This is a genomic window from Pseudomonas sp. J452, from assembly GCF_024666525.1.
Lineage (GTDB): Bacteria > Pseudomonadota > Gammaproteobacteria > Pseudomonadales > Pseudomonadaceae > Aquipseudomonas.
Genome location: NZ_CP088294.1, coordinates 2,109,339 through 2,129,415, shown reverse-complemented (window position 1 = coordinate 2,129,415; position 20,077 = coordinate 2,109,339). Strand labels below are relative to the sequence as shown.

General features: G+C 59.2%; 24 protein-coding genes. 13 read left to right on the top strand and 11 right to left on the bottom strand.

Annotated features, from left to right (window positions below):
- Positions 1–11: 11 nt before the first annotated feature.
- Together LRS11_RS09590 and LRS11_RS09585 are read left to right on the top strand one after the other, a co-directional pair.
- Positions 12–686 (top strand): YciC family protein, encoded by a 675-nt coding sequence (locus tag LRS11_RS09590; RefSeq protein WP_260496588.1) that lies wholly within the window; start codon positions 12–14, stop codon positions 684–686.
- Positions 687–785: 99 nt separating this feature from the next.
- The gene (locus tag LRS11_RS09585) at positions 786–1,220 is read left to right on the top strand and encodes a VOC family protein (RefSeq protein WP_260496587.1); all 435 of its coding nucleotides are present in this window, start codon (positions 786–788) and stop codon (positions 1,218–1,220) included.
- Positions 1,221–1,250: 30 nt separating this feature from the next.
- Here the strand turns inward: LRS11_RS09585 and LRS11_RS09580 are convergent, their stop codons facing one another.
- On the bottom strand, positions 1,251–2,090 hold the full coding sequence (locus LRS11_RS09580) for an SDR family oxidoreductase (protein WP_260496586.1): 840 nt from the start codon (positions 2,088–2,090) through the stop codon (positions 1,251–1,253).
- A 67-nt stretch (positions 2,091–2,157) separates the two neighbouring features.
- Positions 2,158–2,397 (bottom strand): CDGSH iron-sulfur domain-containing protein, encoded by a 240-nt coding sequence (locus tag LRS11_RS09575; RefSeq protein ID WP_260496585.1) that lies wholly within the window; start codon positions 2,395–2,397, stop codon positions 2,158–2,160.
- 100 nt (positions 2,398–2,497) lie between these two features.
- Here LRS11_RS09575 and LRS11_RS09570 point away from each other — a divergent pair, with 100 nt between their 5' ends.
- The 7 genes from LRS11_RS09570 (at position 2,498) to LRS11_RS09540 (ending at position 10,200) form a co-directional block, all read left to right on the top strand.
- The gene (locus LRS11_RS09570; RefSeq protein WP_260496584.1) at positions 2,498–3,574 is read left to right on the top strand and encodes an endonuclease/exonuclease/phosphatase family protein; all 1,077 of its coding nucleotides are present in this window, start codon (positions 2,498–2,500) and stop codon (positions 3,572–3,574) included.
- A gap of 105 nt (positions 3,575–3,679) precedes the next feature.
- Positions 3,680–4,420 carry a substrate-binding periplasmic protein gene (locus LRS11_RS09565; RefSeq protein ID WP_260496583.1) on the top strand — a complete coding sequence of 247 codons (741 nt, stop codon included), beginning with the start codon at positions 3,680–3,682 and terminating at the stop codon, positions 4,418–4,420.
- 563 nt (positions 4,421–4,983) lie between these two features.
- A complete protein-coding gene (pycTIR, locus tag LRS11_RS09560) occupies positions 4,984–5,910 on the top strand; it encodes a Pycsar phage resistance system effector protein PycTIR (RefSeq protein WP_312027005.1) in 927 nt (308 codons plus the stop codon).
- Between the two features lie 80 nt (positions 5,911–5,990).
- Positions 5,991–7,535 (top strand): Pycsar phage resistance system uridylate cyclase PycC, encoded by a 1,545-nt coding sequence (pycC, locus tag LRS11_RS09555; protein ID WP_260496581.1) that lies wholly within the window; start codon positions 5,991–5,993, stop codon positions 7,533–7,535.
- Positions 7,532–8,305: an E2 domain-associated cysteine-rich protein gene (locus tag LRS11_RS09550; RefSeq protein WP_260496580.1), complete on the top strand. Its 774-nt coding sequence runs from the start codon at positions 7,532–7,534 to the stop codon at positions 8,303–8,305. The genes pycC and LRS11_RS09550 overlap by 4 nt, the downstream gene beginning before the upstream one ends.
- Before the next feature lie 319 nt (positions 8,306–8,624).
- The gene (locus LRS11_RS09545) at positions 8,625–8,798 is read left to right on the top strand and encodes a hypothetical protein (RefSeq protein WP_162954805.1); all 174 of its coding nucleotides are present in this window, start codon (positions 8,625–8,627) and stop codon (positions 8,796–8,798) included.
- A 325-nt stretch (positions 8,799–9,123) separates the two neighbouring features.
- The gene (locus LRS11_RS09540; protein WP_260496579.1) at positions 9,124–10,200 is read left to right on the top strand and encodes an ArsO family NAD(P)H-dependent flavin-containing monooxygenase; all 1,077 of its coding nucleotides are present in this window, start codon (positions 9,124–9,126) and stop codon (positions 10,198–10,200) included.
- 123 nt (positions 10,201–10,323) lie between these two features.
- On the opposite strand, the gene arsJ is transcribed toward LRS11_RS09540, so the two are convergent.
- Genes arsJ through LRS11_RS09495 form a run of 9 tightly spaced genes read right to left on the bottom strand, consistent with a single transcriptional unit; the run spans position 10,324 to position 16,514 of the window.
- Positions 10,324–11,544, bottom strand: coding sequence for an organoarsenical effux MFS transporter ArsJ (arsJ, locus tag LRS11_RS09535; protein ID WP_260496578.1), 1,221 nt, complete (start codon positions 11,542–11,544; stop codon positions 10,324–10,326).
- A gap of 12 nt (positions 11,545–11,556) precedes the next feature.
- Complete coding sequence (locus LRS11_RS09530; RefSeq protein WP_260496577.1) at positions 11,557–12,561, bottom strand: ArsJ-associated glyceraldehyde-3-phosphate dehydrogenase; 1,005 nt, start codon at positions 12,559–12,561, stop codon at positions 11,557–11,559.
- A gap of 22 nt (positions 12,562–12,583) precedes the next feature.
- On the bottom strand, positions 12,584–12,916 hold the full coding sequence (locus tag LRS11_RS09525; RefSeq protein ID WP_260496576.1) for a YnfA family protein: 333 nt from the start codon (positions 12,914–12,916) through the stop codon (positions 12,584–12,586).
- A gap of 13 nt (positions 12,917–12,929) precedes the next feature.
- Positions 12,930–13,424: a cyclin-dependent kinase inhibitor 3 family protein gene (locus LRS11_RS09520; RefSeq protein ID WP_260496575.1), complete on the bottom strand. Its 495-nt coding sequence runs from the start codon at positions 13,422–13,424 to the stop codon at positions 12,930–12,932.
- Positions 13,425–13,437: 13 nt separating this feature from the next.
- Positions 13,438–14,154 (bottom strand): arsenical resistance protein ArsH, encoded by a 717-nt coding sequence (arsH, locus tag LRS11_RS09515; RefSeq protein ID WP_260496574.1) that lies wholly within the window; start codon positions 14,152–14,154, stop codon positions 13,438–13,440.
- A 4-nt stretch (positions 14,155–14,158) separates the two neighbouring features.
- Positions 14,159–15,220, bottom strand: a complete 1,062-nt coding sequence (arsB, locus tag LRS11_RS09510; RefSeq protein WP_260496573.1) for an ACR3 family arsenite efflux transporter — start codon at positions 15,218–15,220, stop codon at positions 14,159–14,161.
- A 16-nt stretch (positions 15,221–15,236) separates the two neighbouring features.
- Positions 15,237–15,707, bottom strand: coding sequence for an arsenate reductase ArsC (locus tag LRS11_RS09505; RefSeq protein WP_260496572.1), 471 nt, complete (start codon positions 15,705–15,707; stop codon positions 15,237–15,239).
- A 29-nt stretch (positions 15,708–15,736) separates the two neighbouring features.
- Positions 15,737–16,093, bottom strand: a complete 357-nt coding sequence (locus LRS11_RS09500) for a metalloregulator ArsR/SmtB family transcription factor (RefSeq protein ID WP_260496571.1) — start codon at positions 16,091–16,093, stop codon at positions 15,737–15,739.
- Positions 16,094–16,100: 7 nt separating this feature from the next.
- Complete coding sequence (locus tag LRS11_RS09495) at positions 16,101–16,514, bottom strand: arsenate reductase ArsC (RefSeq protein ID WP_260496570.1); 414 nt, start codon at positions 16,512–16,514, stop codon at positions 16,101–16,103.
- A 264-nt stretch (positions 16,515–16,778) separates the two neighbouring features.
- Here LRS11_RS09495 and LRS11_RS09490 point away from each other — a divergent pair, with 264 nt between their 5' ends.
- The 4 genes from LRS11_RS09490 to LRS11_RS09475 all read left to right on the top strand — a co-directional run bounded on the left by LRS11_RS09490 (position 16,779) and on the right by LRS11_RS09475 (position 19,843).
- Positions 16,779–17,051 carry a hypothetical protein gene (locus LRS11_RS09490; protein ID WP_069900661.1) on the top strand — a complete coding sequence of 91 codons (273 nt, stop codon included), beginning with the start codon at positions 16,779–16,781 and terminating at the stop codon, positions 17,049–17,051.
- 94 nt (positions 17,052–17,145) lie between these two features.
- Complete coding sequence (locus tag LRS11_RS09485; protein WP_260496568.1) at positions 17,146–17,493, top strand: helix-turn-helix transcriptional regulator; 348 nt, start codon at positions 17,146–17,148, stop codon at positions 17,491–17,493.
- Positions 17,494–17,529: 36 nt separating this feature from the next.
- Entirely contained in the window at positions 17,530–18,615 is a 1,086-nt protein-coding gene (locus tag LRS11_RS09480) for a flavin-containing monooxygenase (RefSeq protein WP_260496567.1), read from the top strand.
- A 37-nt stretch (positions 18,616–18,652) separates the two neighbouring features.
- Positions 18,653–19,843, top strand: a complete 1,191-nt coding sequence (locus LRS11_RS09475) for an MFS transporter (protein WP_312027001.1) — start codon at positions 18,653–18,655, stop codon at positions 19,841–19,843.
- Positions 19,844–20,077: the final 234 nt, after the last annotated feature.

The window sequence follows — 20,077 nt, the reverse complement described above, 5'->3', positions numbered from 1 at the left end:
CGAAATCCGCCATGAACCCACTCAGCGTCCTGCGCGATTCATTCCTCTTCTGCAGCCGCAACCTGCACAGCATTGCGCCGCTGTGCCTGCCGCTGATTGCCCTGGAGTGCCTGCTGCGCGCCGTGGTCGCCGGCCTGGTGCCGGTCGCGCACTCGCCCACCTACGAGCTGCTGGTCGGCTTGGCCATCTATCCGCTGTACAGCGCCGCGCTGATCCTGTTTCTCGACGCCCGCAGCCAGGGCCGCCGGCCGAGCCTGCGCAACCTGCTGGCGGCCAGCGTGCTGCAGTGGCCGAGCTTCGCCGTGCTGGCCGGGCTGAGCACCCTGCTGATCATGCTGGCGGCGCAGGCCTTCGTGCTGCCGGCGCTGTGGGTGATGGTCAAGCTGGCCTTCGCCGAATACCTGCTGGTGCTGCGCGGGCTGACGCCGCTGCAGGCCATGCGCGAGAGCTTCATGCTGACCATCGGTCACTTCTGGTCGCTGCTGGCCTGCGTGCTGCTGGTGATCGTGCCGCTGTGGCTGCTCGACGACTGGACCCTGCAGCTGCTCGGCGAACAGCCGGATGCGGTGGGCAGCCTGCTGCTGGACATCCTCAACGGCTTCCTCCAGCTGTTCTCCACGGTGGTGCTGTTCCGCTGCTTCATGCTCTGCACCCCGCAACCGGCAGAGGAAAGCCACAGCAGCTAGTGGCTGCTGCGGCTAACTGGTGCACGCGAACTTGAATAGTTGAATTCGCCAGACAGGCCACTAGGCTGATCGGGTGAATTTATCCAGGGAGGAATGAACATGTCCGAGCCGAACCCCAGCATCCTGTCCCATGTGTCGCTTGGCACCAACCGCTTCGACCAGGCCGTGGCCTTCTACGACCAGGTCCTGGCCACCCTCGGTTGCAAGCGCATCCTGGCCCATCCCGGTGCGGTGGCCTGGGGCCGCGAATACCCGGAGTTCTGGGTGCAGACGCCGATCAACGGCCAGCCGGCCAATGTCGGCAACGGCACTCACTTCGGCTTCGTCGCCCCGCACAAGGAGGCCGTGCAGGCCTTCTACGCCGCCGCCCTGGAAGCAGGCGCCAGCCCCGACGGCCCGCCCGGGCCACGTCCGGACTATGGCGAGCCCTACTATGGCTGCTTCGTCCGCGACCTCGACGGGCACAAGATCGAAGCCGCCTACTGGGACATGGAACAGGTCTACGAGCTGTATACCGAACCGCACAACCACTGAGTGCCAACTGCCACAGGGCGCGCCCCTCTATTAGCGGCTGGAACCCGGCTTCAAGCCGGACAGCCGCGGCAGCAACACGCGCTCGAACAGGCGCGGAAAGAAGCGCGCCAGCAGCCGTGCGCGCCAGTTGATGTTGGACAGCACCAGCAGGCGCCGGCGCTGCAACGCACCGCGATAGATGGCTTCGGCCACGTCCTGGGCCGACGCCACCTTGCCGATGGCCAGGGGCGGTTGCTGGGCCATCGAGCCATCGCCGACCAGGGCATTCTTGCGCAGGTCGGTGGCGGTAAACCCCGGGCACACCAGCATCACATTAACCCCCGAGCCCTTGAGTTCGGCACGCAGGGTCTCGAACAGGCCGTGCAGGGCATGTTTGCTGGCGTTGTAGGCGCTGCGATAGAGCAGCGGAGCGAAGCCGGACAGCGAGCTGAGCACGATGATCTGCCCGCGACGGGCGATCAGGCTGGGTAGCGCGGCCTTGGTGCAGTGCACGGCGCCGAAGTAGTTGACCGCCATGATCCGTTGGAACACCGCCAACTCGGTTTCGGCGAAGGTGCTGCGGTGAGTGATGCCGGCATTGTTGATCAGCACGTCGATGCCGCCAAAACGTTCGCAAGCCAGGGCTATCGCCTGCTCGACCGCCGGCGCATCGGCCACGTCACAGCACAGGCCGAGGGCCTCGCAGTTGTGGTGGTCGCGCAGGTGCTGCACCAGGCTGTCCAGCTCGGTCTGCTGCAAATCGAGGATTACCAGGCGAGCGCCGGCCTGGGCCAGGCGCATGGCCAGGGCGCGGCCGATGCCGGCGCAACCACCGCTAATCAGCACCACCTTGCGTTCGAATACCTTGTTGGCGAATACCTTGCGATACATGCGAGCCCCCGTGGTTGTGCAATCCGCCGCCGCGCCAATGAGCCGGCGAGCAGCAACAGCTTATGCGCTACAGATCGTTGTGCGAACCATCGCACAAGGGTGGCGTCTGGCTGTGCTTGCAGCCACAGAAATACAGGGTCTCGCTGCGTTCGGCATGCAGCTTCAACGGGCGCAGGTCAGTGCCCTGGTGTGATCCATCGCAGAACGGCTGTTTGCCACTGCGCCCGCAGCGGCACCAGAAGTAATCCTTACCGGCCACCACATCCACGGCATAGGGGCCACGCTGGGCAATCTGCACCTCACTCATCGACAGCCTCCTCGCGGCTAGCGATCCGCCGGCCGCAGGCATGCTGCGGGCGCGCATCTCGGGTATGCTCGTGTCCTTCCAGCATAGTCCAGCCCGGCCGATGACCCTGCCCCGCCCCCTGCGCCTCCTTCTGCTCGGCCTGCTGAGCAGCGCCATCATCCTCGCGGCGCTGGTCTACAGCCTGACCTGGCACCCGGCCGCCCGCGAGCCGGCCAGCCTGACCTGCCCAGCCAGTGCACCTGTGCTGCAACCCGGCCAGGCGCTCAAGGTGATGACCTGGAACGTGCAGTTCCTTGCCGGCAAGCGCTATGTATTCTGGCATGACCTGGCCGCCGGTCAGGATCAACGCCCGACCGCGACCGACCTGGCCTACAACCTCGACGAAGTGGCGCGGGTGATCCGCGACGAGCAACCGGACCTGGTGCTGCTGCAGGAACTGCACAACGGCGCCCGCGCCAGTGACTACCAGAATCAGCTGCAGCTGCTGCAGGAACGCCTCAACGACCTCTACCCCTGCAGCGCAGCGACCTTCTACTGGCAGGCCGCTTTCGTCCCGCACCCGCAGATCATGGGCAGCGTCGGCATGCAGCTGGCCACCCTCAGCCGCGTGCGCATTGCCCGCGCCGAGCGCCTGCAACTGCCGCGCATCCGCAGCAACCTGCTGAGCCGCCAGTTCCAGCCCCAGCATGCGCTGCTGACCAGCTACCTGCCGCTGGCCAACGGCCAGGAGCTGGTGGCGATCAACACCCAGCTGGCCGAGCCCAACCGCGCCAGCGACGACGGTGCCCGCCAGGTCGCCATGTCCGGCAGCCTGCTCGACCAGCTGGAAAGCCAGCGCACGCCCTGGTTGTTTGCCGGCGACCTCAATCTGCTGCCACCGGGGCCGCAATACCAGCAGCTAGCCGCCACCCAGCGCCAGCACTTCCACCCGCAGAGTGAACTGACGCCGCTGCTAGCGCGTTACCCGAGCATTCCCACCGCGCAGGAAGCCGAACAAGCCGCCTGGTACACCCAGCAGCCCAACGACCCGCAGCTCGGCAAAGCCGATCGCACGGTCGATTACCTGCTCTACAGCCCCCGCCTGGTACGCCTCGACGCACAGGTACGAAGCAGCGATACGCAGCGCATTTCCGACCACCGGCCGGTGAGTGCGCGCCTGCTGTTGCCGCTCGACTGACCAGTCATACCGAGCGGCTGGACAAAGCCGGTGGCTGCCCCCATGCTCAGACCGACATGCAGTTCGCAATAACAACAAGACGGCCGCAGAGCCGCGAAGTAGACGATGTCGAGACTTTTTCTAGCTGCCCTACTGGCCTGTTTCTGCTGCGCCTGCGCACAGACCCAGGCGGCCGACACCCTGCGCCCGGTAACCGTCGGCTACTACGAGTTCCCGCCCTATTCCTGGACCGGTGAGGATGGCCAGCCACGCGGCAGCGTGCTGACCCTGACCGAACGCCTGCTGCGGCATGCCGGCTACCGTGGCGTCTATCGTTCGTTTCCGGGCGCCCGCCTGTATGCGGGCCTGCAGGATGGCAGCGTGCAGCTGTGGCCAGGCGCAGGCGGCAAGACCGAACTGCGCGGTCATACCCTGGAGGCACGCAACCACTTCGGCGAAATCAACCTGGCGCTGTATCACCGCAAGGACACGCCCAAACCGAAGATTCCCGAAGAGCTGGCAGGGCGCGGCATTATCCTGATCAGCGGCTACAGCTACTGGAAAGCGGTCAACGACATGCTCGATGACCCGAGCCTGGGCCTGATCACCCATCGCACCAGCACCCACCAGGCCGCCCTGGAAATGCTCCAGCGCCAGCGCGGCGACTTCCTCATCGACTACCAGCAGCCGGTCGAGCAGGTTCTCAAGAGCCTGGGCGCCGAGCCCCTGCCCTTCACCGTGCTGCATAGCCTGCAGCTGCGTTTCGTCGCGTCACGGCATGCCGAAGGCAGCGCCATCCTGCTCGACGCCCTGGATCGCGCCTATGACGAGCTGCAGGCTGCCGGCGCCGATCTCAACGTACGCTGAGCAACGGTTGCGGATCGCCCGCCGCAAAGCCGGCCGAGAGCCCCTGGCGCGCATGCCTTAGCCTACGTCAGAAGCCCTGCAGGCTACTCCGCTCCCGGATTGCATCCGGGCTACGGAATGACTCAGATTCCGCGCCTTATTTGCGCGGTTTGGCCCGCGCGGTCGGCTCGGCGATCAGCGGATCATCCGGCCAGTAGTGCTTGGTATCAAATTACGCTCCTTGGATTGACACCGCCAAATCGCCCGCAATCCCTACCTATGATGCTATTTCGGCGACTCCCCATTGACCGTCAAACTCAACCCCATTGATTGACAAAAACTGACGCCAATTAAGAGAAGGTTTGACAGATGTACCAGAGCACGTCAGGTCTTACAGCACAAAATGTTTGACACTGAACATTCGGCCCACTACTCCCGAATGCAATCAAACAGAGTTTGAACCTGCGTCCGTGAGCGCCCGCCATGCCCAGATCTTTTCTTCAGCGCCCCTTGAAAGGGTGACGCACGTCCCCATTTCTCTGTGAACGTCCCCGCAACCTCTTCGCAAGGGAATGCTCACCATCATGACTACTGGGAAGTTGATCGATCGCTTTGAAGGGCCGTCAGGCCGCGCCGTTCTTGAGGAGGTACTGCTTGAGCAGAAGCTGGTACTCGGAAATCAAGATCTAGCACGCCGCCTCGCAGAGGTAGGAACGCTGGAGGAGATCGCTAAGGATGCTGTGCTCATTACCGAGGACGCGGAGGACTCCGAGGTTTACTTCATCATCACAGGGCACTTCCAGGTGAAGGTCCATGATCGTGAAGTCGCAACACGAGGGTGCGGCGATCACGTCGGAGAAATGGCTGCTCTGGTCCCAACAGCGAAGCGCTCTGCTACTGTACTGGCCACCGAGCCCTCGATTGTCTTGAAGGTCAGCGCGGCAGACTTCAAGTCCATTGCGGACGCGTATCCCTCGGTTTGGCGACAGGTCACTCGGCAACTGGTCGATCGACTACACCAGCGAAACGACATGGTGCTTCCTGCCCATCAGTCATCCCACGTATTCATCATTTGCTCGGTCGAGGCACTCCCTATTGCCCGGGCAATCGAGAATAACCTTGAGCACGACAAGTTCTTCGTAAAGACCTGGACACAAGGCGTTTTCCGCGCATCGCAGTACGCCCTTGAAAGCCTCGAAGAGCAACTGGACGAATGCGATTTTGCCATCGCAATCGCACAGCCGGACGACTCCGTCACAATGCGCGAGGAAACCAAGAATACGCCGCGCGACAACGTCATCTTCGAGCTTGGCCTGTTCGTTGGACGACTTGGCAGGGCACGAACCTTCCTTCTTGAGCCTAGGGGTGACGAGGTCCATCTGCCGTCAGATCTGAAAGGGCTGACAACCATCGGATATCGCCTAACGAAAAGTGAAGACCAGCTGCCCTCCAACCTATCTCCAGCCTGCAATCAGCTACGCACCATTTTCAACAAGCTAGGACCGAAGTAACGGATATCTGTCACCAAGCAAATTTGGCATGCGCTTGCCTACCGCATTGCAGCGCGCCCAATCACCCGAAGGAGTGATCGATGAGCAAGAGTTGGAACCATGATCGCGCTGCAAAACACATAGACCAGAAGATCGCTGATGTTGAGGAAATCACCATCAAGGATTACGTGCGCGACATGTCGTTGGAATCGATTCCTACCAGTACCGCGTACCGCGTGGATGGGGTCCACATGTATGCGGACATCATGAATCTCGAGGACATGCTGAACATCACTGCAGTCGAGGGCACAGAGTGTCACAAGCGCACGCTGCGCTTTCTTGACCAGCACTACCGGGCAGTCAAGCGAATTCTCAACAAGGTTGATGCGCGCCGAGTCGACTTCCACAGTCAGCGGCTGCATTCCCTTTTCACTAAGCCGTACAACACTGAGTCCGGCGCTGAGACCAAGCGTGTTCAACGCGCCGTTGCGACTGCGCAATTGATCATTGACGTGCTTGCAGAGACGGGCGACGACGATGAGCAAATCCCAGCAGCAAAGGTTCGAATTGGCATCGATACCGGCCTAGCTCTTGCTGTAAACAATGGCCGCAGCGGGTACCGCGAACCCTTGTTCCTCGGCGATCCTGCGAACCATGCTGCGAAACTGGCCAGTAATAACAAGGCCAAGGGTATCTATCTGACCAACAATGCTCGTAAGGCCATCGGCCTTGCGGAAAGCGATGAGCCGGAAAAATCTGCCCTAACCGCGACAGAGATCAAGGCATGTCAGGATGCGGCCAAGCTGGATGTCACGTCCGACGAGATCGTCGAGGAGTGGCGTGAGGATCTGAAAAAGAACCCCATTGGCGGTTACCAGTTTTCCCGCCAAACCCCACCCCTGCGTGATATGGACATTTACTCGCTGACTCCGGCCAACTCGAAGCGACAGGAGATGGTGAGCCTCTACGCCGATATTGATGGCTTCACAGCCTACGTGGCCGATCACATCAACGAGAAGACCGACGATGTCGTGCGGACTCTGCATGTCATCCGCTCCGAGCTGGAGCGGGTCGTGACTTCCGACTTCGAAGGGCGCCGGGTGCGCTTCATCGGAGACTGCGTGCAAGCCCTATCCTGTGACGGCACCGCGCATACTACTGACGAAGAGAAGTCAGTATCCGAGGCCACACGGCTAGCAGGTGCACTGCGCAGCAGCTTCAATCTCGCAATTGAGCGGCTGAACGCCGAAGGTATTGAAACCGGCGACCTCGGCCTCGCGATTGGCTTCGATCTGGGCCCAATAGCCGTCACGCGCCTGGGCGCCAAGGGTAATAGAGTTAGGTGCGCTATCGGGCGTAGCGTGATCGAGTCTGAGAAACGCCAATGCGCGTGTTCGGGGGTGGAAACCGCGATCGGGCAAGCAGCTTACGACGCAGCATCGAAAGCTGTGCAGAACCTGTTTGGGAAGAGTCGTAAGACATCACACCTGGACTACAACGAAGCTACCGAAGCCCTGGCAGATGATGGGGACGCATCTGCGAAGCAAGCTCGCTCGGAAGCCTACGCGGGTTCCGCCGCCATCATTCGCGCAGATGAGCGTCAGGTGCAGCCCCACTCCCGCCAGAAAGTAGACGGAAGCCGTTGAGCACAGCGCTCGACCTGATTGCACAGGTCGCCCCAGATTTCGGGGGTACCTGTGTAACATCCGTTCCGCAGACAGCAACGCTTGATCTTCCGATTCGGCTGGTGGACGGGAGAACGCTCCTCTACAAGCTGCATTTACGCCAAGACGGTGAATGGATAGAAGCACGCGAAAGCACACCACATCACTTGCCAGGCTTTTGCCCGGAACGGCACATCAATTATGACGGTACGTTCTGTCTGTTTTACGCGGGCGCCAATCCGCTTCCTGTCTCAGACGAGCCGTCCGCTCGTGCCTGGCTTGAGACAATCTACAAATACCTAAAGCTTCAAGAGCGCGCTCGCACTCTGCGCAGATGGCCGAATGGTTCCGCGTGGGCACACGGCGACGCAGCTCGACATCAACTGCGAGCGCAGAAGGCTGCGAGCGCAATCAGCGGCAAAATCGCTAACGATCTTGCGGTAAATCAGCTAGGGCTCAAGCGCAGAAAGTCCAAAGAGCGACCTATCTTGGATGTGATCTCCGGAACAGTGCCTTTGTTTAGCGTGTGGGAAAAGCCCCAGCGGGTAATCAACCAAAAAAGGCGCTGCTTCTGCGGCCTGTATGGACGCCGCCGTCCCAAACGAATTCGACGCTGCCATGACCATGCAAAGCAGGCTACCGAACTGGCTTTCGCATTGCGGGACTGGGAAGAGGCTGAGCGGCAATATTGGGACTCCATGCACGGCAAGCCTTGCTGTGGTTCCTGCGATAGCTGCCCACTCAGCCCATAGGTCCCGGTGTAATTCGGGCTGGTCCCCAGGCGAGTCGGCATCTGGACTGGCAGCCCGCCGCTTATACCGGGGACGTTTCGTCTGATCAGGCAACTGGCAGGAGCAACAACAGGGTCTTAACCCTGAGCAGTCGAAGGCCATGATGATCGGCCGGTAACCCCATTTTCAGTACTTGGCAGAAGCAACGGCCGGCCACGGGGGCCGACCTCAAGATGCTCCTGAAAGAGAAAATAAATTAATGTACGCCAGGGCTTCCAGCCCCTCCCCTTCGAACATAACATCACGTCACGTTACAAACCCAAGCCAGGTGCCCAAGCCTATGAAAACTAGCAATCGCGTTGTGATCGAGGTTGATCCTGCCCAAAAGCAGCAGATCTACGCCGCACTCAAGGCGCGTGGGTTGACCATGCGCGAGTGGTTTCTGCAGCAGGTGAGCCAGGAACTTTCCATTCCCAAGCCCACCACCCCCTCCAGTCAGTCGAGCAACGATTAAGTAATTCTCAGGGAGTCGAGCAGATGCTCAAGACAGTCAAGCAGGCATGCACTGAATCGCCCCGATTTTCCTAGATATCTCGAAGCCTCAAAGGAGGCGCCCTCAGGCAAGGTTTGATCAGTCCGCTTTTGGCCGGTAGCTGCCCGTCGTCACCGGCTGCAATCGGCCAAAAGCAGACGTTGGTGGCGAGGTGCAGTCGGCTCAAAGTCGACCCACACGCATCTACGAAACTATGAGCGACTTACATCCACTCTTGAGCCAAATCATTTGAGCTTGCAGCTGTGCCGATATACTTCCTGCTCTGCATTGATGGAAGGCCCGAAGCATGGATATCGCGCAAACGCCAAAACTAGATGTCGTCATCATAGGTGGTGGGCAGTCTGCCTTGGCGGTGGCCTACTTTCTGCGTCGAACCAAATGCTCATTCGTGCTCCTTGATGCGGAAGAGGAATCTGGTGGCGCGTGGCGGCATGGTTGGAGCTCGCTGCGTCTGTTCTCGCCAGCCACTTGGAGTTCAATCCCTGGCTGGATGATGCCGCCTGTTCAGGATGGTTATCCCGGTCGCAATCACGTAATTGACTACCTCAGCCAGTACGAACAGCGCTACCAATTCCCGATTGTGCGGCCTGCTCGCGTCACCTCTGTGGAACGCATAGAGACAGGGTTACGGGTATGGTCTGGCGACGAACATTGGGATACGAAGGCAGTAGTCAGTGCAACTGGCACTTGGGGCAATCCTTTCATCCCAAGCTACCCGGATGTAGAGCTATTCGCAGGTCAGCAACTGCACTCCGCTCACTATGTCGAAGCCCAACCGTTCGCCGGCAAGAAAGTATTGGTAGTCGGCGGCGGTAACTCCGGTGCTCAGATTCTTGCCGAAGTGTCTAAGGTTGCCGACACGACCTGGGTGACGCCTGTTGAGCCGCTGTTCTTGCCGGACGATGTAGATGGAAAGGTATTATTCGAGCGCGCGACAGAGCGCTGGAAAGCTCAACTGGAGGGCCGCACCATTGATCAGCCAGTCGGCGGGCTCGGCGACATTGTGATGGTGCCGCCCGTTATTGAGGCTCGCGAGCGCGGTGCGCTGAAGTCTGTGCGCCCTTTCGAGCGTTTCACTCGCAACGGAGTGATCTGGGCTGGTGGTTCAGAATCTGCCGTGGACGCGGTGATCTGGTGTACCGGTTTCAGGCCCGCCTTAGAGCACTTGTCTACTCTGGGCGTACTCAATACGGAGGGTCGTGTTGACGTATCAGGCACTCATTCGACCCAAGAGCCGAGGCTTTGGCTTGTTGGCTATGGCGAATGGACAGGCGCAGCTTCAGCCACACTGATCGGCGTCACTCGTACAGCCCGAAGCACGGCCAGCGAGATCGATGCTTTTCTCGGCGGCCATTGTGCCTGAATCGAATTGCAGCCTACCTTCGTATACACCACTGGCCGCTCAGGAGATCTTTGCTTGATAGCTCTCACAGACGCCTCTTCCCACATACAGCCGGATGAGGTACAGCCCGTCATGTTGACGGGCTCATATCGCCTCGGAGTGCCTGGGTAAGGCGATAGAAATCAGAGCGGCCAACAGGACGAATACCGTGGATACCCACAAGCAAGCCTCCAGTCCGTAGCTCTGATAAATCCAGCCCGACAACACTGTGCCGAGCAAGCGGCCCAATGCGTTAGACATGTAGTAGAAACCCACGTCCAGCGACACCCCATCTTCCTTGGCGTAGGAAACGATCAGGTAGCTGTGCAGCGATGAGTTCACCGCAAACAGTGCGCCAAACACCATCAGCCCACCCAGCAGCACAACCTGAGGCGACCAGCCCGCCGAAAGCCCGAGAGCAATCGCCGCAGGCAGTCCAGCCAGCAGCGCCGCCCAAACAAAGGCAGCTCGTCCATCAGGGACGTGACCACGTTTTTTTCCAGTGATGTTAGGGGCGAACGACTGCACGATGCCGTAGCCGATGACCCAGGCTGCCAGGAAGCCGCCCACCAGCCAGAAGTCCCAGCCAAACACCGTGCTCAGGTATACCGGCAAGGCCACCACGAACCACACATCACGAGCACCGAAGAGGAACAACCGGGCCGCCGAGAGAATGTTAATCGCCCGGCTCTTGGAGAGGATGTCGCGGAACTTGGGTTTGGCTTTGGCCTTGCCCAGGTCTTTCTTCAACAGGCACAGGCTGGCGATCCAGATCACTGCCAGCACGGCGGCCATCGCCAGCACTGCGCCCGTGAAGCCCATCAATGCCAGCAACGCACCGCCGAGGAAGAAGCCAACCCCTTTCAACGCGTTCTTTGAGCCGGTGAGGATCGCCACCCACTGGTAGAGCGTGCCCTGCTGGTTGTCAGGCACCAACAGCTTGATCGAACTCTTGGCGCTCATCTTGTTGAGGTCTTTGGCGATACCCGACATTGCCTGCGCGCCCATCACCCAAGGGATGGTCAGCCAGGCGGCGGGCACCGTCAGCATCAGCAAGGCCAACACCTGTAGGCCTAGGCCAATGTTCATGGTGCGATTCAGGCCCAGGCGTGCACCGAGATAGCCGCCAACCAGGTTGGTGATAACGCCGAAGATCTCGTAGAACAGGAACAGCGCAGCGATTTGCAGCGGCGTGTAGCCCAGCGTGTGGAAGTGCAGCACCACCAACATGCGCAACGCGCCATCGGTGAGGGTAAAGGCCCAGTAATTGCCGGTGACCAGCAGGTACTGGCGCACTTCCGGGGAAAGGGCTGACAACGCCTTCATGATCGCTCCCTGTTAAACGGCCAAGCCGACCAGTTTGGCCAGCTCGACCGCGCGGTTGGCGTATCCCCATTCGTTGTCGTACCAGGCGTAAATCTTCACCTGAGTGTCATTGACCACCATGGTCGACAGCGCATCGATGATCGAGGAGCGCGGGTCGGTCCGGTAGTCGATGGACACCAACGGGCGCACTTCATAACCGAGGATGTTTTTCAGTGGACCATCGGCGGCCGCTTTAAGCAGCGCATTGACCTCCTCCACGGAGGTGGCGCGCTCGACCTCGAATACGCAATCGGTGAGCGAGGCGTTGGCCAGCGGTACGCGCACTGCATGCCCATTCAACTTACCGCGCAGCTCGGGGAAGATCTCAGCAATCGCGGTGGCCGAACCCGTGGTGGTCGGGATCAGGCTCATACCCGATGCACGGGCACGGCGCAGATCCTTGTGCGGCTGGTCAAGGATGCTCTGAGTGTTGGTCAGGTCGTGAATCGTGGTGATCGAGCCGTGGCGAATGCCCAGGTTTTCATGGATCACTTTGACCACTGGGGCCAGGCAGTTGGTGGTACAGGACGCAGCGGTGACGATGCGGTGCTGCGCGGGATCGAACAGGTGCTGGTTGACGCCCATGACGACGTTCAGCGCACCTTTCTCCTTGACCGGCGCACAGACCACCACTCGTTTCACGCCCTGATCCAGGTAGGCCTGAAGCACCGCAACGGTCTTCATCTTGCCACTGGCTTCAATGACCAGATCGCAGCCCGACCAATCGGTGTCAGCAATCGCCTTGTTGGCGGTGACCTTGATGCGCTTGCCGCCGATCACGACATGCTCACCCTCGGCGCTGGCTTCGTTGTTCCAGCGGCCATGCACCGAATCGAAGTTGATCAGGTGGGCGTGAGTCGCTGCGTCACCTGCCGGGTCGTTGATCTGCACGAACTCGAACTCTGGCCAGCTCCAGGCTGCACGCAGGGCGAGACGACCAATACGACCGAAACCGTTGATACCTATTTTGATGGCCATGCTTTTTGTTCTCTTCAAATTTTTAGAGCGACGAACTTCTGGGGCCGAGCATGATGATTGCCATTCCGAGAATGGCCACGCCCGATCCAACCAGATCCCATGTTGTTGGTTTGATGCCTTCGACAACCCAGAGCCAGATGATGGCCACGCCAATGTAGATACCACCGTAAGCCGCATATACCCGACCAGCCGCTGCGGGATGAAGCGAGAGCAGCCATGCAAACAGGGCCAGAGAGGCCGCTGCTGGGATCAAGAGCAAAATGCTCTTGCCCTGTTTCAGCCAGAGATAGGGCAGATAACACCCCACGATCTCGGCCACAGCGGTGATGGCAAATAATGCAAACGTCTTGATCACGTTGCTGCGCCTATTAGTCGAACTGGCTGATGTAGTTGATATGCGCCGGGTGCTGAATCGCACGGGGGCGCAGCGCCTGCACTTCACTGACCGCATCGCGGAATGGGACGCCGCATTCGATCAGCAGCTGCGCGGCAATCAGACCGGTACGACCCGAACCGCCTTTGCAGTGAATGGCGATGTTCTTGCCTTCTGTGAGTAGTTGCTTGATCCGCTCCCGATTGGCGTCCCAGGCCGCCTGGAATGGCTCACCAGGTGCTTGATCGTCTTCCACCGGCAGGTGGAACCACTCGATACCGCGCTGCTGGCACTGCCCGGGCAGATTCTCCACTTCGTTCTGGGTCAGTTCTTCAGTGGGCATCAAGGTCAGCAAGGCCGAAGCACCGGCCTCCTTGAGGGTGTCCAGCGCCTCAGCGACTGAGGTGTCTTTGGTGCCAGGGCACGGCGTGAAGATCAGTTGGCCCTTGACCTGCTCGGAGGTCAGCACGGAATACGGATGTTGTTGCACGATCAAAAATCCTTCAGATGGAACGTTGATTAACGCGTTTGGAGAGTTCTTGTGCCGATTCCTTGCGCTCGGAATAGCGATCAACCAGGTAGTCGGAGCGCTCACGCAGCAGCAGGGTGAACTTCACCAGCTCCTCCATCACGTCCACTACGCGATCATAGAAAGCCGAGGGTTTCATGCGGCCAGCCTCATCGAACTCCAGGTAGGCCTTCGGTACGGAGGACTGGTTGGGGATGGTGAACATGCGCATCCAGCGGCCAAGCACACGCAGCTGGTTGACCACGTTGAAGGATTGCGAGCCACCACAGACCTGCATCACTGCCAGGGTCTTGCCCTGGGTCGGACGTACCGCGCCCATTGCCAGCGGCACCCAGTCGATCTGCGCCTTGAACACTCCGGTCATCGAGCCGTGACGCTCCGGCGAGCACCAGACTTGGCCTTCCGACCACTGCATCAACTCGCGCAGTTCCTGCACCTTGGGATGGCTGTCCGGAGCATCGTCCGGCAAAGGCAGGCCAGAGGGATTGAAGATCCGCGTCTCAGCACCGAAGTGCTCCAGCAGGCGCGCCGCTTCCTCGGTCAGCAAGCGACTGAACGAGCGTTCGCGAGTCGAGCCGTAAAGCAGCAGGATGCGTGGTTTGTGCGTGACCGTAAGCGGACTGCCGAGCTTATCGAGAGTGGGCAGATCGATCAGTTCGGCATCGAGATTGGGGATGTGTTCTTCAGACATACGTCTACTCCTGAGCGAGTGCTGCGCGAGGCGGGTCAAACCAGCGGCGTTTGAGCCAAAGGGCTACACCGACCAAGGCGATCAGCACCGGCACTTCAACCAACGGGCCGATCACCGTGGCAAAGGCCACTGGCGAAGCCAGGCCGAAAGTGGCAATGGCCACAGCAATAGCGAGTTCAAAGTTGTTGCTGGCAGCGGTAAAGGCCAGCGCGGTCGTGCGTGGGTAATCTGCCTTCAGCAGCTTGCCCATCCAGAAGCTGATAAAGAACATCACCACGAAGTAGATGGTCAGCGGGATGGCGATGCGCAGTACATCCAGCGGCAGTTGCAGCACCATGTCGCCCTTGAGGCTGAACATCGCGACGATGGTCAGTAGCAGCGCCACCAGCGTCAGCGGGCTGATGCGTGGGATGAAACGCTGGTTGAACCACTCTTCGCCTTTGTGGTTGATCAGGATCTTGCGCGTCAGGAAACCAGCCAGAAACGGAATGCCAAGGTAGATCAGTACGGACTCGGCGATGCTGACAAAGCTCACATCGATCACGCTGCCCTGTAGGCCGAACAAGGGAGGCAGCAGGCCGAGGAAGATCCAGGCATACACACTAAAGAACAGGATCTGGAAGATGCTGTTGAACGCGACCAGGCCCGCGACGTACTGGTTGTTGCCACCTGCGATCTGGTTCCACACCAGTACCATGGCGATGCAGCGCGCCAGGCCGATAAGAATCAGGCCGGTCATGTATTCAGGCTGATCACGCAGGAAGATCACTGCCAGCGCAAACATCAGTACCGGGCCGATCACCCAATTCTGGATCAGCGACAGCGCGAGAATGCGTTTGTCCTTGAATACCTCGGGCAGCTCTTCATACCTGACCTTGGCCAGTGGCGGGTACATCATCACGATCAGGCCAATGGCAATCGGGATATTGGTCGAACCTACCGACAGACTGTTGAGCCAGACTGGCAGGCCTTCGAACAGGCTGCCCAGGCTGACGCCAATTGCCATGGCGAGAAAGATCCAGACCGTCAGGTAGCGATCCAGAAATGAAAGACGGCTTTTGTTCATCGTCATGCCTCCAATGTCAGAGCGTGCCGATCAAGGCCAGCTCGGCCTTGAGTTGCTCGGCATCCATCTGCTTGAGCGGTAAAGCCAGGAAGGCTTCGATGCGGGTTCTGATCTGCTCCAAGGTGGCATCAAAAGCGGCTTCGATCTCGTCTTCACTTCCCTGGTATTCCGACGGATCAGCCAGCCCCCAGTGAGCCTTGGTCGCGGGCCCGAAAAACACCGGGCAGGCTTCGCCGGCAGCCTTGTCGCAGACCGTGATCACGTAGTCAGGGGCTAGACCCTCATGAACATCGCTGGATTTGCTGGAGAGCCCTGTGGTCGAGATGCCGGCGCTCTCCAGCGTTTTCAGGCTCAACGGATGTACGACACCTCTCGGCTGACTGCCGGCGCTGTAGGCTTTCATGCCCGCCGGTGCCAAGTGATTGAACACAGCTTCGCAAAGAATGCTGCGGCAGCTGTTGGCGGTGCAGAGGAATAAAATTTTCATCAGGCTATCTCGTAAAGGCCGGGCGCAACTCAGCAGCAGGCCGCAAGGCGCTGCGGGCGGTCGCCCATTACATCGAGGCGTTTGGCATCTGGGCTGAGCCAGTGCTGATTGGCATCCAGAGTGGTTTTCAGGATGGCGATCACCCAGTCCGGCAGGCTGGGGTGCAGGCGGTAATAGACCCACTGACCTTGCCGGCGATCTTCTAACAGTCCGCAATTGCGTAATTGCGCCAGGTGGCGGGACACCTTCGGCTGACTTTCATCGAGCGCGCAGGTCAGCTCACAGACACACAACTCATCCTCACGGGCGATGAGCAGCATCAGGCGAACGCGGGTCTCGTCAGCCAGGCATTTGAATACGGTGGTCGGGGTCAGATGGTCAGCCATAAAGGTCTCAACGTTTGGTTTTCACCAGCACGAACATCTTGATGCGCTCGTGTATCTCGTGAAGGGTGTGCCGGAATGCGTCAGGCTTGGTGCTGGTCACTGGGTCTTCGAAGTTCCACACCAGTAACTCTCCTGCGCCGGGCAGGGCATGACACTCCAGCGACGATTTATCGCACAGTGTGATGACGTATTCGAAACGCTCGCCGGCAAACTCATCGATGGACTTGCTATGCAGCCCCTCGGTGTTCACCCCCAGATGTTCAAGTGCATCCAGGGTGCGTGGATCGACTTCGCCGGGCTCGGTGCCGGCGCTGTATGCCTCGAAACGTTCGGAATCAGTGTGTCGCAGCAGCGCTTCAGCCAGCTGCGAACGAGCAGCGTTAGCCACACAAACGAACAGCACGCGGGTCTTGTAAGCCATTGCCAAATCTCGAGTCGAATATGGTTAACCGAATATACGTTTTTACGAATATCCAGTAAAGCGGCAATGCTAATCCCATAATGATTCACGCGCCGACCTTGCGCTTAGGTTCAGCTTTACTGGGGTTCAGCACCGCTAAGGCCGAAACCTGGGCTGGCTTTGCAGTGAAACATCTGGTTACTCGCATATCCATATCTTGTAACTTTTCTGTCATCAAAAGGGCCTTAGGCTTTATCGCACCTCAACCCAAACAGGAAACTTGCGATGAAAAAACTGACTCTGACCGCAATGCTGCTGACCAGCCTGTTCGCCAGCGCCACCTTCGCCAGCCAGTACGATAAGCCTGGCTTTGTCACCGAGATCGAAGATGGTCGCCTGTGGGTATTCCGTGAAGGCTCCAAGGAGCTGGAAGAGTTCAAAAAAACTGGGGAGCCTGCCAAGCAGTTCACTGACATCGGCACAGGCCCGGATGGCATGACCGTCAAATCTGCTGACGAGGCGACCCTGAAGGACTACCTGCAAGCAATTAAGAAGTAAGCCGCACAGGCACTGCTCTCTACTCTGGAGGGGGCAGTGCCTGGCGTCCTATCAGCGCTTTACATGTGCGCGCACATGCACATATAGTCGCCACATGACTACACCACCGACCCGAACCCAGGCCATCGAGGCCGCCATCGAATCACTTGATGGTGCATTCTTCAAAGCCCTGTGCGAGCCGCCACGAGTCGCCGTGTTGAAACGCGTTATGCAATTAGGCCGAGCAGATGTCACCGAGATTGCGGCTGAGCTGCCTCAGGAGCGCTCGGTAGTCTCCCGTCATCTTCAGGTACTGCTTGAAGCCGGGATCGTTCGTGCCTCGAAGGTTGGACGGCAGATGTTCTACGAGGTGGATGGCCCAGCCATTATCCATCGTCTGGAAAATATCCTCCTCCACACAAAAAGCATCGCTCCGCTCTGCTGCCCAGGCAGACAGGACTGATTTTATTTACCCAAACACGTGCATGAGTGCGCATATATGAACATAAAAGACCAACCTTTTGATGTCGTTGTCATCGGTGCTGGCCAAGCAGGGTTGGCCAGCGGCTGGCACCTGAAACAGCAGGGGCTCAACTTCCTAATTCTCGACGAGCAATCGCAACCTGGCGGGAACTGGCGTAACTACTACGACAGCCTCGAACTGTTCTCGCCGGCAGCCTACTCCGCTCTACCGGGGATGCCGTTCCCCGGAGCACCAAACCACTACCCCGCTCGTGATGAAGTGGTGCGTTACCTGGAGCAGTACGCCGACCTCTTCCAACTACCTATCCTCCACGGCGTTCAGGTCACGCGGGTAGATCAGGAAGATGAAGGGTTCCAAATAACTGCCGCCAACGGGCAACGCTTTTGGGCGAGAGCGGTGGTAGTGGCATCGGGAGCCTTTAGTCGCCCCTACATACCAAGCATTCCTGGGCTCGAAAACTTCAGCGGCACTCGACTTCACAGTGCCGACTATCGAAATGCAGAGGCTTTCAGCGGGCAACGCATCGTCGTAATTGGCGCGGCGAACTCCGCTGTACAGATTGCTTACGACTTAGCCAAAGTGGCCACCGTTACGTTGGCCACACGAGAGGCGATTCGGTTCGCGCCACAACGGATACTGGGGGCAGATTTTCATACCTGGCTGAAATGGACTGGCCTGGAGAAAACCCGCTGGCTGAACGATCAAAGCACACCTGTACTGGACGACGGCACCTACAGAAAGGCTCTGAAAGCCGGGTATTTCAACCAAGCTGCAATGTTCACTCAGGTAACTTCAACAGGTGTTGTTTGGGCCGATGGGCAGCATGAAGCCGTCGATAGCATGGTGTTCGCCACCGGTTTTCGTCCGAACCTACCATTCCTCGAAGGCCTGCCAGTGGTCGACGAACGAGGCCATGTGACGCAACGTTACGGACGAGCCGTGCACGTCCCCGGCTTGTACTTTGTAGGCCTGCCTAAGCAACGTAACTTTGCCTCTGCGACCCTCAGGGGCGTAGGGCCAGATGCCGGACACATACTCCCGCACCTGCTTCGCCACCTGCACAACTCGGATGCAGTGCGCACACCCGTAGCGCAAAACTGAGCAGCTCACGCCCGAAAACGATAAGAGACCGAAGCTAGTGGTAAACCCAGAGAGCAGCCAGCAGCCCATCAATCGATTCAGGCTTGTGTGGGCATTAGGCATCGCCCAAATACTCGCCTGGAGCACGACCTATTACCTGCCGGCAGTCCTCGCAACTCCGATTTCCAAAGAGACAGGGTGGTCAATTACGAGTGTCGTTATCGGGCTGTCCTGGGGGCTGTTGGTAGCAGGGGCTTGCTCACCCATGGTGGGGCGATGGATCGACCGCCATGGGGGACGATCTGTCCTGGCAACCAGTTCGGTATTGTTAGCGCTGGGAATGCTGCTAATGGGAGCGGCCAGCAACCTAACCACTTACTACCTGGCCTGGACGCTCATCGGCGCAGGCATGGCTGCTGGGCTCTATGACGCTGCGTTTTCCACGCTTGGACGCCTACTTGGCAACAACGCGCGCGCCTCGATGACCGGTCTCACGTTGCTTGGCGGGTTTGCCAGCACCTTGGGCTGGCCACTGATCGCCGGCTTGGAACACCAGATCGGCTGGAGGTATAGCTGCTTTGCGTTAGCCGCAGCGCACCTGGCAATAGGGCTACCAATCCATCTTTTGGCGATTCCCAAGAACATCGATACCCCAGCTGAAACAACAGCTCTTGCGAATGCCCCATCCACGTCAAGCTCCAGCAAATCAGCCAATCGTCTCCTCCTGCTATTGGCAACGTTACTGACACTCCAATCGCTGGTGATCTCTTCCATTTCAGTACACCTGCTTGATGTACTGAAACTGCTTGGCATCGCCACGGCAACAGCCCTGGCCATCGGCATGATGATTGGGCCATCTCAGGTCGTGGCACGCCTTGCAGAGTTTTCGATTGGGCGGAACCTGCATCCAACCTGGTCAGCTCGTATAGCCATTTTACTCTGCGGGCTAGGTATTGGACTGCTGCTGCCGGCCATTCCGTGGCTGGCTTTCTTGGCCTTGGGACTTTATGGAGCAGGCAATGGGGTTCTGACCATTGCTCGCGGCACACTACCCCTGGCTCTCTTCGGTGCGGATGGCTATGGCACACGCATGGGACTGCTCGCTCGCCCCATGCTGATTGCCCAGGCCACAGGCCCTGTAGCTGCTGCTCTTATTCTGGAAAGTTTTGGCTCAACACCATTGCTGGTTGTGATGTGCGTCCTAGTGGCAACAAGCTTTCTCACAAGCTTTGCTCTCCCCGCAAAATGAACGCTCCGTGCTTGGGGGGATTTGAGACCCGAATACCTGCAAAGGTTTGCGAAATCCGCCACACGTGAATGGCTGCTATTGGCCGGTAGCAGTCATCAGCGAGAGGCCATTTGGAACTGCGAGTCAGTGACTGGATATCTCCGGGCGTCGGCAAAGCAAACTGTCGGCGTGTGCGAATAGGTGTCGGAGGGATGCGAATAGCTGTCGGGGCGTGCGAATGGCTGTCGGAGGATG